This is a genomic window from Arthrobacter sp. TE12232, assembly GCF_054062615.1.
On sequence record NZ_JBSSFK010000001.1, the window covers coordinates 1,394,500 to 1,409,857 of the forward strand.

Sequence of the window (15,358 nt, forward strand, 5' to 3'; positions counted from 1 at the left end):
CCCAAACGGCCGCTAAGCATCATGGCTTAGCGGCCGTTTTTGGCACTTCGTTGGATCGTCCGGGCCCGCCCCAGGAGCCCCAGAAGTCGGGGTCCCGCAGGGGTCCCCGCTCTAGCGCTTTTCGCAGGCGATGCCGTCGTTGTCACGGTCGAGGTCGTACTCGCCCCAGTGCCGCGCTCCGCCGTCGTTGTAGCTGTAGACGGTGTTGTCGACGCGGAAGTTGGTGACCGGCTTTCCGCTGGTCTTGTCGCGGGCGCCAGCGCGGCCGACGCCGTGCGGGTAGACCTTGTTCAGCTCCGTGCAGTTCTTGTACGACTTCGGCGCGGGCGCAGCGGATGCCGGCACGGCCGTGGCGCTCAGAACGACGGCGGTTACCGCCAGGGACGAGACAAGCAATTTCTTCAGGCGCACGGTAGACAGCACTCCCCCAAATAGAAGCCCTCGGCCGCGTGTCGGCGAGGGGCAGGAAGATGCTACCCCACCGATTCGCCGTTTCCCGTGAGGCTCCGCCCTGGTGAACTACTGCCGGGGGTCCAGCTTGTCGCTGTCCCGGGCCACCATCGCTTCGCTGCGCTGCCACAGCGCCTTGGCCAGGCCGGCGTCGTAGGCCTGCTTGTTGGCCTTGGAGAGCGTCCGCTTGGCGTAGTAGGTGCCCGAGATCCAGTCGTGGCCCGGGGTGGCGTTGGCGAGCCACACAAGGGTGTCCGCGCCCTGATCCGGGGTCAGCATGAAGCGTTTGAGGAACGACTTGTAGGCGAAGCGCATGGGGCTCGTGGAGTCAGCCGCGAAATTAGTGGCCACGCCGCCGGGGTGGAAGGCCGCCGTCGAGATCCCCTCGGCGTTGTAGCGGTTATGGAGCTCGGTGGTGAAGAGGATGTTGGCGAGCTTGGCGTTGCCGTAGGCGCGGTTGGTGGAGTAGCTCCGGGCCGCGTCGAGGTCGTCGATGTCCAGTTTGCCGAAGATTGAATTCGCCACGCTCGAGGTGTTGATGACGGTGGCCTGGCTGGCGGTGAGAACGTCGATCAGCCGGGTGGTGAGCAGGAACGGGGCCAAGTGGTTCACCTGGAAGGTTTTCTCGTGGCCGTCCACGGTGAGCTCGCGGTGTCCCATGATGCCGCCGGCGTTGTTGGCCAGGACGTCGATCCGCGGGTACTTCTCTTTCAGCTGCGCGGCCAGGGTGCGCACCTGTGCGAGCTCGGCGAAGTCACTGACAAAGAAGTCGGCGCCGATTTCCTTTGCGATCGCCTCGGTCTTCTCCGCGGAACGCCCGACGACGACCACGCGGTCCCCCTGCTGGGCAAGAGTCCGTGCGGCGGAGGCACCGATGCCGTCGCTGGCTCCGGTGATGACGATAGTGCGCTCGGGCATTGATGAGTCCTTAGAACGAAAGCGGCCGGCTGGTCTTTTGGAATCCAGCCCGTCGCATTCTAACGATCCCACCTCGTAGAACGTTCCGCTGGAGCCGGGGCTTTCCCCGGAGTCTGCTGGGAGTTTACCGAAACTGGTGCGGGTTCTAAATCGAAATTGATGCAGGTGTTAAATGCGGGAGGACCCCCAACCTGTGGTTGGGGGTCCTCGACCTGAATGATGTTCCGGCGGTGACCTACTCTCCCACACCCTCCCGGGTGCAGTACCATCGGCGCTGTGGGTCTTAGCTTCCGGGTTCGGAATGGGACCGGGCGTTTCCCCCACGCTATGACCGCCGTAACCCTTGCTCCGCCGCCTGCACCCTGGGGGTGTGGCGGGGAAAACTTTGTGGTTACAACCTGCTGCACCGGTGTTGCTGGTGCAGTTGTGGTGTTGTGTATGTTGTTGTGGTTTGTTCCTGTTGCAACGTGCCGCGGGTGCGGGTTTGTTGGTTGGGAACCACATAGTGGACGCAAGCAGTCTTGTTTCTTTGTACCCTCCCCTGGTGCGAACCCCTTTTGAAACGGGTTCGCGGGAAGAGTGTGTGGTGTAAGTTATCGGCCTATTAGTACCGGTCAGCTTCACGAGTCGTTAGTCCTCGCTTCCACATCCGGCCTATCAACCCAGTGGTCTGGCTGGGGGCCTCTCACACACAAGGTGTATGGAAATCTCATCTCGAAGCGAGCTTCCCGCTTAGATGCTTTCAGCGGTTATCCCATCCGAACGTAGCTAATCAGCGGTGCACTTGGCAGTACAACTGACACACCAGAGGTTCGTCCGTCCCGGTCCTCTCGTACTAAGGACAGCCCTTCTCAAATTTCCTGCGCGCGCAGCGGATAGGGACCGAACTGTCTCACGACGTTCTAAACCCAGCTCGCGTACCGCTTTAATGGGCGAACAGCCCAACCCTTGGGACCTACTCCAGCCCCAGGATGCGACGAGCCGACATCGAGGTGCCAAACCATGCCGTCGATATGGACTCTTGGGCAAGATCAGCCTGTTATCCCCGAGGTACCTTTTATCCGTTGAGCGACGGCCATTCCACAATGTACCGCCGGATCACTAGTCCCGACTTTCGTCCCTGCTCGAGATGTCTCTCTCACAGTCAAGCTCCCTTGTGCACTTACACTCGACACCTGATTGCCAACCAGGCTGAGGGAACCTTTGGGCGCCTCCGTTACTTTTTAGGAGGCAACCGCCCCAGTTAAACTACCCATCAGGCACTGTCCCTGACCCGGATTACGGGCCGAAGTTAGATGTCCAAAGTGACCAGAGTGGTATTTCAACGATGACTCCACCCGAACTGGCGTCCGGGCTTCAACGTCTCCCACCTATCCTACACAAGCCACTCCGAACACCAATACCAAACTATAGTAAAGGTCTCGGGGTCTTTCCGTCCTGCTGCGCGTAACGAGCATCTTTACTCGTACTGCAATTTCGCCGAGTTTATGGTTGAGACAGCGGGGAAGTCGTTACTCCATTCGTGCAGGTCGGAACTTACCCGACAAGGAATTTCGCTACCTTAGGATGGTTATAGTTACCACCGCCGTTTACTGGGGCTTAAATTCTCAGCTTCGCCTTGCGGCTAACCGGTCCTCTTAACCTTCCAGCACCGGGCAGGAGTCAGTCCGTATACATCGTCTTGCGACTTCGCACGGACCTGTGTTTTTAGTAAACAGTCGCTTCCCCCTGGTCTCTGCGGCCCCGATCCCCTCCCACCAGCGTGTGGTGTTCAAGGTTGGGGCCCCCCTTCTCCCGAAGTTACGGGGGCATTTTGCCGAGTTCCTTAACCATAATTCTCTCGATCGCCTTAGTATTCTCTACCTGATCACCTGTGTCGGTTTGGGGTACGGGCGGCTAAAACCTCGCGTCGATGCTTTTCTCGGCAGCATAGGATCACCGAATCCCCCCCTACGGGGGTCCCGTCAGATCTCAGGCATCATGAACGGCGGATTTGCCTACCGTTCGCCCTACATCCTTAGACCGGGACAACCATCGCCCGGCTCGGCTACCTTCCTGCGTCACACCTGTTAATACGCTTGCCTCCCAGGATCAGGTCCCGCGCTCCACCAAAACCCTCACACCCAAAGGGTGATCGGGCAGGTCTCGGGCGGTTAGTATCCCCTGTTCAACATGGGCGGTTTTTCGCCGGTACGGGAATATCAACCCGTTGTCCATCGACTACGCCTGTCGGCCTCGCCTTAGGTCCCGACTTACCCAGGGCAGATTAGCTTGACCCTGGAACCCTTGATCATTCGGCGGACGGGTTTCTCACCCGTCTTTCGCTACTCATGCCTGCATTCTCACTCGTGTAGGCTCCACCGCTGGTTTACACCGCGACTTCACCGCCCACACGACGCTCCCCTACCCATCCAGACGCCTGAACCACAAGGGCTTAGCTAATATCTGAATGCCACAACTTCGGCGGTGTACTTGAGCCCCGCTACATTGTCGGCGCGGAATCACTTGACCAGTGAGCTATTACGCACTCTTTTAAGGATGGCTGCTTCTAAGCCAACCTCCTGGTTGTCTTCGCAACTCCACATCCTTTCCCACTTAGCACACGCTTAGGGGCCTTAGTTGGTGGTCTGGGCTGTTTCCCTCTCGACTATGAAGCTTATCCCCCACAGTCTCACTGCTGCGCTCTCACTTACCGGCATTCGGAGTTTGGCTGACGTCAGTAACCTTGTAGGGCCCATTAGCCATCCAGTAGCTCTACCTCCGGTAAGAAACACGCAACGCTGCACCTAAATGCATTTCGGGGAGAACCAGCTATCACGAAGTTTGATTGGCCTTTCACCCCTACCCACAGCTCATCCCCTCCATTTTCAACTGAAGTGGGTTCGGTCCTCCACGACGTCTTACCGTCGCTTCAACCTGGCCATGGGTAGATCACTTCGCTTCGGGTCTAGATCACGCCACTGCAACGCCCTGTTCAGACTCGCTTTCGCTACGGCTTCCCCACACGGGTTAACCTCGCGACGTAACACTAACTCGCAGGCTCATTCTTCAAAAGGCACGCCGTCACCAGAATCAGACTGGCTCCGACGGATTGTAAGCACACGGTTTCAGGTACTGTTTCACTCCCCTCCCGGGGTACTTTTCACCTTTCCCTCACGGTACTGGTCCGCTATCGGTCATTAGGGAGTATTTAGGCTTATCAGGTGGTCCTGACAGATTCGCACGGGATTTCTCGGGCCCCGTGCTACTTGGGATACTTCACCAGGCGGTACACAACATTTCGGTTACGGGGCTCACACCCTCTACGGCCGGCCTTTCAAGACCGTTCACCTATGCCTGCACATCACACCTCACCAGCCCGGCAGAACTGGTATGGAAAGTCCCACAACCCCGACCATGCAACGCCCGCCGGCTATCACACATGGAACGGTTTAGCCTGATCCGCGTTCGCTCGCCACTACTAACGGAATCACTATTGTTTTCTCTTCCTGCGGGTACTGAGATGTTTCACTTCCCCGCGTTCCCTCCACGCACCCTATGTGTTCAGATGCGGGTCACCAGGCAGCTCGCGCCCCTGGCGGGGTTTCCCCATTCGGACACCCTGGGATCACAGTCCGGTTATCGACTCCCCCAGGCTTATCGCAGATTCCTACGTCCTTCTTCGGCTCCTAATGCCAAGGCATCCACCGTGTGCTCTTAAAAACTTGACCACAAAAGATCAATCAGAAATTTTCGAGAGAACCATGAAAACCACCACCACCGCCCCGAAGGACAACAGCGACAGATCCAGGTTCATATTCTTGGAAATTGCTTCTTATAAAAGATGCTCGCGTCCACTATGTAGTTCTCAAACAACAACCCCGTACCACACACCCCACACACACAACCCACACGGGCCGAACATGCATGATCGATGCAGCCAGGAAACCAGAAACACAAGTCCCGGAACAATCACGGCCAAAGCCGCAACCACCCGGTCCTGTTGTCTCAGGACCCAACAGTGTGCCAAACACTAAACCGCTGATCACCCCTCCCGCACCGTTCCAGGACCACCACCCCAAGGGGTGAGTGTCCGTACTGGGTGCCGGTGAAGAACCGGCGGCCGCTATTTGTTGATATTCCACCCGTGAGCACCCGCCGCAGAACTTGCGTCTGCGCAACGGGCGTACTCCTGACAACCCCGCCACACTCAAATGCATGAGGCACGGTGGTTGTAGGTGCTCCTTAGAAAGGAGGTGATCCAGCCGCACCTTCCGGTACGGCTACCTTGTTACGACTTAGTCCCAATCGCCAGTCCCACCTTCGACAGCTCCCTCCCACAAGGGGTTAGGCCACCGGCTTCGGGTGTTACCAACTTTCGTGACTTGACGGGCGGTGTGTACAAGGCCCGGGAACGTATTCACCGCAGCGTTGCTGATCTGCGATTACTAGCGACTCCGACTTCATGGGGTCGAGTTGCAGACCCCAATCCGAACTGAGACCGGCTTTTTGGGATTAGCTCCACCTCACAGTATCGCAACCCTTTGTACCGGCCATTGTAGCATGCGTGAAGCCCAAGACATAAGGGGCATGATGATTTGACGTCGTCCCCACCTTCCTCCGAGTTGACCCCGGCAGTCTCCCATGAGTCCCCGCCATTACGCGCTGGCAACATGGAACGAGGGTTGCGCTCGTTGCGGGACTTAACCCAACATCTCACGACACGAGCTGACGACAACCATGCACCACCTGTGAACCGGCCCCAAAGGGGAAGGACTGTTTCCAGCCCGGTCCGGCCCATGTCAAGCCTTGGTAAGGTTCTTCGCGTTGCATCGAATTAATCCGCATGCTCCGCCGCTTGTGCGGGCCCCCGTCAATTCCTTTGAGTTTTAGCCTTGCGGCCGTACTCCCCAGGCGGGGCACTTAATGCGTTAGCTACGGCGCGGAAAACGTGGAATGTCCCCCACACCTAGTGCCCAACGTTTACGGCATGGACTACCAGGGTATCTAATCCTGTTCGCTCCCCATGCTTTCGCTCCTCAGCGTCAGTTAATGCCCAGAGACCTGCCTTCGCCATCGGTGTTCCTCCTGATATCTGCGCATTTCACCGCTACACCAGGAATTCCAGTCTCCCCTACATCACTCTAGTCTGCCCGTACCCACCGCAGATCCGGAGTTGAGCCCCGGACTTTCACGGCAGACGCGACAAACCGCCTACGAGCTCTTTACGCCCAATAATTCCGGATAACGCTTGCGCCCTACGTATTACCGCGGCTGCTGGCACGTAGTTAGCCGGCGCTTCTTCTGCAGGTACCGTCACTTTCGCTTCTTCCCTACTGAAAGAGGTTTACAACCCGAAGGCCGTCATCCCTCACGCGGCGTCGCTGCATCAGGCTTGCGCCCATTGTGCAATATTCCCCACTGCTGCCTCCCGTAGGAGTCTGGGCCGTGTCTCAGTCCCAGTGTGGCCGGTCACCCTCTCAGGCCGGCTACCCGTCGTCGCCTTGGTGAGCCATTACCTCACCAACAAGCTGATAGGCCGCGAGTCCATCCAAAACCACAATAAAGCTTTCCACCCCCCACCATGCGATGAGGAGTCATATCCGGTATTAGACCCAGTTTCCCAGGCTTATCCCAGAGTTAAGGGCAGGTTACTCACGTGTTACTCACCCGTTCGCCACTAATCCCCGGTGCAAGCACCGGATCATCGTTCGACTTGCATGTGTTAAGCACGCCGCCAGCGTTCATCCTGAGCCAGGATCAAACTCTCCGTTGAAGAAAAACAGACACAACATGCGCCCCCGGGAAAACGGGATGCACACGCTGCACAAAATTTGAAACCAGCCAAAAACACCAGACCACACCACGGGGTGGCGGGCCCGGCACATTCAACCAATTCAATACAATAAATTGGTATCAACAAACTTGGCACACTATTGAGTTCTCAAACAACAGACACACCCGGCACCACCACAACCAACAAACAGTCGCGGATCGCTCCGGAGCAACTTTTCAAACTTACCCGATCTCGGGAGCGTTTGCAAATTCGCATTTCTGCGATCTACATTCTCTCGAGAAGGTCCCCACCCTTATTCGGCACGCTAATTTGCGAACCATTTTCAGGCTGTTTAGAAGGGGGTCGGTCGCTTTCTTTCCGCATCAGCGGCGGCGACTCGAATTACTTTACACGCCGGGAGGACCCTGCACAAATCGGCCCCCGAAGGTGTCCCCTGGCGTCATATTCCCCGGATCCACGCGGAATCCGGCCGCATCATCGGCCCTTCCAAAAGCCTAGAGGCCAGGCCTTGCTCCTGTGTGCTGCGTCACCTACTCTGGGCCCCGCGCCAGGCTAGCGCCGGGCAGCTGCTGTCCGGCGCCTCACTCCACGGCTGCTTGAGTCTCGGGTGTTGACGGAGCTGCGGAATACGTGACGTCTCCCGGCAGCAGCCAGCAATATTGCAGTTCCGCGTCACGGGTGGCGGCCGTCACCTCCCCTGCGGGACGCGGGACTGCCGTAGCGCGCATCGCGGCCCACCATGTCTTAGCGTTCAGCACTGCCGTTCCTTTCGATCGATATTGCGGTGGGCTGGAAGACCTGGAAGGTCCGGACCAGCCGGCCGTACGGGCCTCCGCCGGGCGCCCGCCCGGGAGGCACTCCCCCCGCAGGCCTCCCCGGGCGGCGCCATGAAGCCGGCCCCGTGAATCTGGCCAAGTGCCGACTCACGGTTACCTCCTTTTGGTACCCGGCTGCATCCCTCGTGTGAACCCGGTCAGCAGCACGTCAGCGAGGGTGCCGCGCGATCCCTGACTTCGCGATCTGTCCCCCCGGGGTTCCTGACCGCGCGGTCCCTCACCAAGCACTTCCAAGTCCGGATCCGCCTGCCCGGCCGGAGAGGCGGCCATCGCAACCAGCCAGTCGCCGTACCTGGTGATGTCCGTGCCGTTCGTGGCGGCGACCGCGTCGCAGGCAAAGCCGACGGCGCTGGACCCGTCGCTCAGGCGTACGGAGCCAAGAAGCATCGGCTCGGGCAACGCCGCCAGGAATTGACCCAGCGCCGCTTCGGAGAGAAGCCAGCGCTCGGCCACCAGTTCCGCCCCGTCCTCCGAGCGGTACACGCCGGGTTTCGGTGGCTGGGTGTCCAGCGAGACCATTCGGTAGCGTGCGGCCGTGCGTACGTGCCCGGCCCAGGAGGCTCCCAGGGTTTCGAGTTGGTGTGCCAGCGGCTGGCCCTTGCGGTGCGCCCCCACCACAACCAGGGGTACCGAGGACGCGCCGGCACGGACGGGCCACGGCTTTCCCGCGGGCAACTGCCGGGAAGGAGCGGCCCCGGCCGCGAACAGCGTCGGGGGCGGCGATGCGGTCTCAATCGTGCGGGCGATGTCGGCCACCACGGCGTCGTCGAACGTGCGACCCACAACGGTGAGCCCGAACTGGGCTCCCTCCACCTCTCCCGCGGGTACGGCAACGGCACACAGATCGAACAGGTTGCAGAAATTCGTGTAGGTGCCCATGCGCGAGTTCACGCCCACAGGGTCGGCCGCGACGTCCGCCAGGCTCGGGTGGAACGGCGCGGTGGGGACCACCAAGGCATCGAATCCCTCCAGGAGCGCCATCGCCTGCCGCTTCAGTCCGTCCAGCCGGGCGGTGTCCGCAACATAGCTGGGTGCCGGCACTTGGCCGGCGCGGCGGACGATTCCGGCGACCGTCGGATCCAGCCCCGCAGGATTTTCTGCAGTGTCGCCGGCGGCGTCAACGAAGGCCCCGACGGCCGCGTAGCGTTCGGCGACGAGCCCGCCGTCGTACAGCAGACGCGCGGCCCGCAGGAAGACCTCGAACTCGATCGGCTCGGCGTCCACGCCAGCGGCGTGAAGCCTGGCGATCTGTCGGCCGAATTCAGCCGCCCACGTCTGCGGGAGTTCCGGAAGGCTGGACGGATAGGCGACGCGCGGCCGGTCGGGCGCCGCGAGCCGGACATCGGCGGGCCACGGGCGAGCCCCGCCGGCCATAATCCCCATGGCCAACTCAGCCGAGCCCAGGTCCCTTGCGAAAATCGTCACGGCGTCCCAAGAGCGGCACGCCGGCACTACCCCGGCGGTGGACACCACGTCCAGCGTGGCTTTGATGCCGACGATACCCTGGAGCCCGGCGGGGACGCGCCCCGATCCCGCGGTGTCCGTGCCGATGGCGATGTCCGCCAGCCCCAGGGCCACGGCCACGGCGGATCCGGAGCTGGAGCCGCCGGAGATACGGTCCGGGCGCCGCGCATCGCGGACCGCCCCGTGCGGGCTGCGTGTTCCCACCAGCCCGGTGGCAAACTGGTCCAGGTTTGTCGCCCCCACAACCACCGCGCCCGCCGCCCGCAGCCGGGCCACCGCCTCCGCGTCCCGCGCCGGGGTGTAGGCGAAGCCGGGGCACGCCGCTGTAGTGTCAATCCCTCCCACGTCGACGTTGTTCTTCACGGCGAGGAGCAGCCCGGCCAGGGGCAACTCCTCGCCCGCGGCCACCGCGTCATCAACGGCCGCCGCCTCGGCCAGCAGTTCGTCCGCGCCCCGCACGGTGATCCAGATTTCCGGCCGGCCGGAGGCTTCGATGGCGGCCAGCGCCGCCCGCACCCGGGCGGTCGCACTCGGTCCTTCAAACGTCGTCCTCATACTGTGGCCTCTTCCAGTTCCTTGGCGCCCAGTTCCTTGATTAGTTCCTCCGCGGAGGTCTCCACAGGCAGCCCGAGAACCACCAGGGCTTCGCCGCCCACTACCTGGGATCCAGCCACCGGCAGCACCTGCTGGACCACACCGTCGCACGGGGCGGCCAGCACCGTTTCCATCTTCATCGCCTCCAGCGACACCAGCGGCTGGCCCCTCACCACGTGGTCCCCCGCGGTGACATCCACCTTCCACACGCTGGCGGCGAACGGCGCGGAGACAAGGGTGCCGCCGTCGGGGACCACCAGCTCTTCAGGCTCCGGGACGACGGCGGCTGCCGCGTCCGCGCGGTCGAACTCGCCGGCGTCGGCCCAGGCCTGACGTTCGACGGCGAAGGCCGCCGCCTGCTGCTCGCGGAACACCGCGATGGACTCGCTGTTCCTGGCGAGGAAGTCCTCATGGTCGGCAAGGGAAAAAGTGCCGTCTTCGATTTCGACGCCGCGTCCCCTGCCCGCGGCCATGTCCGCCCGCAGGTCCAGCAGCTCTTCCGGGCTGACCGGGTACCAGGAGATGCGGTCGAAGAAGCGCAGGAGCCAAGGCGAACCCGGTTCGAACGGCGCGGAATCGGCGTAGCGGGACCACACCTGGGTGGTCCGGCCCACGAACTGGTAACCGCCGGGCCCTTCCATGCCGTAGATGCACATGTAGGCTCCGCCGATTCCCACGGCGTTTTCCGGCGTCCAGGTCCGGGCCGGGTTGTACTTGGTGGTGACCAGGCGGTGGCGGGGATCGAGGGGTGTGGCCACCGGGGCGCCCAGGTACACGTCGCCCAGGCCCAGGACGAGGTATTCGGCGTTGAAGACCGTGTCGAAGACATCGTTCACGGACTCCAGGCCGTTGATGCGCCGGATGAACTCGATGTTCCACGGGCACCAGGGGGCGTCGTCCCGGACGCCGGCCATGTAGCGCTGGATCGCTTCGCGGGTGGCCGGATCGTCCCAGGACAACGGCAGGCGTACGGTTCGGCTGGGCACCACCAGCTCTGAACTCGCCGGGAGGGCGGCTTCGATGTCCTGCACCAAGCCCAGGAGGCGCGGGGCCGGGAGCACCGTCGGGTCGATCTTGATCTGCAGGGACCGGATCCCGGGTGTGAGGTCCACGATCCCCGGCATGCGCAGCTCTTCGAGGTGCTGGTGCAGGGCGTGCACGCGGGCCCGCAGGCTGAGATCGAGCACCATGTCGCCGTATTCCACCAGCAGGTTGTCATCGCCGGAGCGGCGGTAGGTGACCGCGGGCCGTCCGGGCCCTTCCGGCACCCGGCCCAGCACGCCGTCGTCGCCGTCTCCCCGGCGGATACCGGCGGACGGCAGGGCCGTGCCAGATTTCAAGACGCAGGCACCGGCTGTGGAACGGGACCAGCCGGCGTCGCCCGGCAGCACCAGCTGCCGCCCCGGTCCCAGGTCCTTGGCCGACGGTGCCTGGCGGGCCTCCACCGGCACGAATCGGACGGTGTCGCCGGGACGGAGCTGGCCGAGCTTCCAGCGGTCGGCCGTCACCACCGTCACAGGGCAGACGAAGCCGCCGAGGCTGGGACCGTCCGGGCCGAGCAGGATGGGGGTGTCGCCGGTGAAGTCCAGGGCACCCACCGAATAGGCGGTGTCGTGGATGTTCGACGGGTGCAGTCCCGCCTCGCCGCCGTCGCTGCGGGCCCACCGCGGTTTAGGCCCGATGAGGCGGACGCCGGTGCGGGAGGAGTTGAAGTGCACTTCGTAGCGGGCGGCGTAGAGGTCCTCGATGTCCTCGCGCTGGAAGAACTCGGGGGCGCCATGCGGGCCCTCCACGACCGTCAGTTCCCACGCGGAGGTCAGCATCGGCCTGCTGTCCGGCGGAACGGGACCGGCCTGGCCCGGCGCTGCCGGCGACGGATCCTCCGCGGCAGGGTCCGCGGCAGGGTCCGCGGCAGGGTCCGGGGCCACGGCGCGGAGCACATCCCCGGACCGGAGGACGCGGCCGCCATGGCCGCCGAACTGGCCCAGGGTGAAGGTGGACGCGCTGCCCAGGTATTGCGGCACGTCGAGTCCGCCCTGGAACAGGATGTAGCCGCGGAGCCCGGACCCTTCGGCGGTGCCGACGTCGAGAGTGCCTCCTGCGGGCACCGTCACCGGTTCCCAGGCGGGCACGTTCGCGCCGTTCACGGTGAGCGTGGTGGCGGCGCCGGCGATGCACACCGTCGTCGCATGGGTGAAGTGCAGGCTGGGGCCGGTCATGGTGAACTCGAGCCCGGGTGCGCCTTCGGGGTTGCCGAGTGCCTGGTTGCCCAGCCGGAACGACAGGTCATCCATCGGGCCGCTGGGCGGCACGCCCACCTGCCACAGCCCGGCCCGGCCGGGCCAGTCCTGGACGGAGGTCTGCAGGCCGGGCCGCTCCACGGTGATCCGGGGTTCCGGGTCGCCGAGGTCGTTCAGGGTGCCGGTGGAGTGGGTGGCGTCGCGGACCACGTCTAGGCCGGTCACGGCCCGGAGCATCCCGAGGTTGGTCTCGATGCCGTCGATCCGGGTGGCCTTCAGCGCGGCGCCGAGCCGGTCGAAGGCCTGGTTCCGGTCCGTGCCGGTGGTGATGATCTTGGCCAGGAGGGGATCGTAGTTGGTGGAGACCTCGCTGCCGGTTTCCACCCAGGCGTCCACGCGCACGCCGTCAGTTCCGGGGTAGGCGGCGTTGGTGACGGTTCCGGAACTCGGCTGGAAGTTGCGGGCCGGGTCCTCGGCATAGAGCCGGGCTTCGACGGCGTAGCCGGAGACGGGAATGCTGTCCGGGCGCCCGGCCAGCACGCCGGCAGCCTCAGTCCCGCCCTGGGCCAGCCGGAGCATCCATTCCACAAGGTCGACGCCGGTGACGGCCTCGGTGACGGGGTGTTCGACCTGGAGCCGGGCGTTGACCTCCAGGAAGGACGCTTCCTGGCGGGCCGGGTCGTAGACGAACTCAACGGTCCCGGCCGAGCGGTAGTCCAGCGATCCGCAGAGCGCCCGCGAGCTACGGTGCAGTTCGTCGCGGAGCGCGTCGGGCAGATCCGGGGCGGGCGCCTCCTCCAACACTTTCTGGTGCCGGCGCTGCAGCGAGCAGTCACGGTCGCCCAGGCTGACTACCCTGCCGTCGCCGTCGCCGAAAATCTGCACCTCCACGTGCCGGGCGTGCTCGACGTAGCGCTCGGCGAAGACGCCGGCGGTGCTGAAGCTCGCGCCGGCCAGCCGCGCCACCCGGGGGTAGCTCTCGGTGAGCTCATCCTGGGTGCGGCACACGGTCATGCCGATGCCGCCGCCACCGCCCGTGGCCTTGAGCATGAGCGGGAACCCGATGTCGCGGGCGGCAAGCACGGCCGCGTCCACGTCCGGGAGCAGGCCGGATCCGGCGATCATGGGCACGCCGGCGGCCCGCGCGGCGTCCCGTGCAGTGTGTTTGGTGCCGAAGATCCGGAGTTGTTCCGGGGTGGGTCCCACGAAGACCAGCCCGGCGGCCTCCACGGCCTCCGCGAAGCCGGCGTCCTCCGAGAGGAAGCCGTAGCCGGGGTGGATGGCGCCGGCACCCGTGGCCGCGGCCGCCGCCAGCAGGGCCTCGACCTTGAGGTAGGACTCCTTGGCGGGGGCCGGGCCCAGGAGCACGGCCTCATCCGCCAGCCTGACGTGGCGGGCGCCCCGGTCGGCTTCGGAGTACACGGCCACGGTGCGCAACCCGATTTTCCGGGCGGATTCGATGATGCGGCAGGCGATTTCGCCGCGGTTGGCGATCAGCAGGGTGTCGAAGCGGTTCACAGGGCAGCCTCCGGGCGGGTGACGATCATGCGGACGGGCGTGGGGTTGAAGCCGTTGCACGGATTGTTGATCTGCGGGCAGTTGGAGACCAGCACCAGGGTGTCCACCTCGGCCCGGAGGGCCACCCGCTTGCCCGGGGCGGAAAGGCCGTCCACGATCCCGAGGGCTCCGTCGGGGTCCACCGGAACGTTCATGAACCAGTTGATGTTGGAGACCAGGTCACGCTTCCCCAGCCCCCAGCGGGACCCCTCGATCAGGAAGTTCTCCACGCAGGCGTGCTGTTCGCGGGTGTGCTGCCCGTATCGCAGCGTGTTGGATTCCTGCGAGCAGGCTCCGCCGATTGTGTCGTGCGCGCCGACTTCGTCCGCCACCACGGTCATGAGCGGCAGGCCGGCGTCGGAGCGGAGCACGGAGCCGGTGGTCAGCACGATGGAGCGCTGCGCGGCGAGGGTGACGGCGGCGGAGTACCGCACGTCCGTGTCGTCTGCCGCGTAGAGCAGGCAGTCCACCGCCTGGTTGCCTTCCAGATCCACGATGGTCAGGACGTCCCCGGCGCACACGACGGCGGACCAGGGACCGCGGGCTTCGACGTATTCATCCAGGATGACGGCGCCGTCCGCGAGCGCTGTTTCGCTGGCGGTGGCGGCCGGGGGTTTCAGGATTTCAGTGGCGGTGTTCATCGTGCGTTCCTTGCCATGAGGTCGTGGTCGGTGTTGTTCAGGGCCTGCCGGTGTTCGGGGGACAGTGGTCCGGTCAGGAGGCCCTCCGCGAGCAGGCCGAGGTCGTCCGGGGCGTGCCAGGCGACGACGTCGACGGCGGTTCCACTGAAGTCCGGCCGGGGGTCCAGGGGGTGGGCGGTATTCGCCAGGAGCACCACGGCGTCCATGTGCAAGAGGATGTCGACGGCGGCACCGGCGCCGGCGGCACCGGTGAACCGGATGCTGCCGTCCGGGTCAACCCCTATGCCCTTGAACAGGGCGAGCGACGGCGCCACGTCCCGTGCGCCCAGCCCCTGCTTCAGTGCGGCCAGGGTCAGGAGTTCCCGCCCGGCGGGCGAGCTGCTGTGGGCGGTCCCGGCGCCGTAGCGGGCAGTGTTCCCGGCCAGCGTGGTGGTGCCGGTCAGGGCATCGTGGCGGGCGGAGGTATCGGCCACAATCGTGGCCATCAGCCGGCCTGCGTCGGAGAGCAGCGGGTGTCCCGCCGTGAGGTACGCCTGCCACGGGACCTTGACGGTGTCCGCCACGTTGAGCCGTTCGTGCAGAGCCCCGCTCCGGTAGAGCAGGACGTGGACGCAGGCGTCGCCGTCGGTGTCCGTGAGCCGGATCCGGGTTCCGCGGGCCAGCGGCAGGGCGGTGTAGCGGCCGAAGGCCACGGATTCGGCCCAGCTCAGGTGTTCCTTGGCGGCCTCGGGCAGGCCGGCGGTGTACCGCGCCGGGGCGGAGGCGGCCGGGACGTGCCGCATGGTGTCCGCGGTGCGGCCGTGCTGTTCCCGGGCGTGCGCGCGGGCGCCTGAAGTGGTGGATGTGGCGGTGGCTGGTGTTTCGGTGGTCTGTGTCATGTCA

6 protein-coding genes and 3 rRNA genes are annotated in these 15,358 nt (G+C 64.3%); all 9 read right to left on the minus strand.

The genetic code is table 11. From position 1 onward, the window contains the following. Window positions 1-111: 111 nt before the first annotated feature. The 9 genes from ACVWZ7_RS06120 to ACVWZ7_RS06160 all read right to left on the minus strand — a co-directional run bounded on the left by ACVWZ7_RS06120 (window position 112) and on the right by ACVWZ7_RS06160 (window position 15,354). Entirely contained in the window at window positions 112-423 is a 312-nt protein-coding gene (locus ACVWZ7_RS06120) for an excalibur calcium-binding domain-containing protein (RefSeq protein WP_344364369.1), read from the minus strand. Window positions 424-519: 96 nt separating this feature from the next. After that, window positions 520-1,368, minus strand: a complete 849-nt coding sequence (locus tag ACVWZ7_RS06125) for an SDR family NAD(P)-dependent oxidoreductase (protein ID WP_456507287.1) — start codon at window positions 1,366-1,368, stop codon at window positions 520-522. Window positions 1,369-1,590: 222 nt separating this feature from the next. Continuing rightward, window positions 1,591-1,707, minus strand: a 5S ribosomal RNA gene (rrf, locus tag ACVWZ7_RS06130). A gap of 244 nt (window positions 1,708-1,951) precedes the next feature. Beyond that, window positions 1,952-5,078: ribosomal RNA gene (locus tag ACVWZ7_RS06135) — 23S ribosomal RNA — on the minus strand. A gap of 518 nt (window positions 5,079-5,596) precedes the next feature. Beyond that, window positions 5,597-7,123, minus strand: a 16S ribosomal RNA gene (locus tag ACVWZ7_RS06140). The 16S, 23S and 5S rRNA genes sit together here, the layout of an rRNA operon. 950 nt (window positions 7,124-8,073) lie before the next feature. Further along, window positions 8,074-9,999, minus strand: a complete 1,926-nt coding sequence (gene atzF / locus ACVWZ7_RS06145) for an allophanate hydrolase (protein WP_456507288.1) — start codon at window positions 9,997-9,999, stop codon at window positions 8,074-8,076. Further along, window positions 9,996-13,796 (minus strand): urea carboxylase, encoded by a 3,801-nt coding sequence (uca, locus tag ACVWZ7_RS06150; RefSeq protein ID WP_456507289.1) that lies wholly within the window; start codon window positions 13,794-13,796, stop codon window positions 9,996-9,998. Before uca ends, atzF begins: the two co-directional genes overlap by 4 nt. After that, a complete protein-coding gene (locus ACVWZ7_RS06155) occupies window positions 13,793-14,476 on the minus strand; it encodes an urea amidolyase associated protein UAAP2 (protein WP_456507290.1) in 684 nt (227 codons plus the stop codon). Before ACVWZ7_RS06155 ends, uca begins: the two co-directional genes overlap by 4 nt. Beyond that, window positions 14,473-15,354, minus strand: a complete 882-nt coding sequence (locus ACVWZ7_RS06160; protein ID WP_456507291.1) for an urea amidolyase associated protein UAAP1 — start codon at window positions 15,352-15,354, stop codon at window positions 14,473-14,475. The genes ACVWZ7_RS06155 and ACVWZ7_RS06160 overlap by 4 nt, the downstream gene beginning before the upstream one ends. Window positions 15,355-15,358 lie beyond the last annotated feature (4 nt).

Coding starts and splice junctions, on each gene's coding strand:
- ACVWZ7_RS06125 (WP_456507287.1), bottom strand. CDS start 1,368: ATGCCCGAGCGCACTATCGTCATCACCGGAGCCAGCGACGGCATCGGT.
- atzF (WP_456507288.1), bottom strand. CDS start 9,999: ATGAGGACGACGTTTGAAGGACCGAGTGCGACCGCCCGGGTGCGGGCG.
- ACVWZ7_RS06155 (WP_456507290.1), bottom strand. CDS start 14,476: ATGAACACCGCCACTGAAATCCTGAAACCCCCGGCCGCCACCGCCAGC.
- ACVWZ7_RS06160 (WP_456507291.1), bottom strand. CDS start 15,354: ATGACACAGACCACCGAAACACCAGCCACCGCCACATCCACCACTTCA.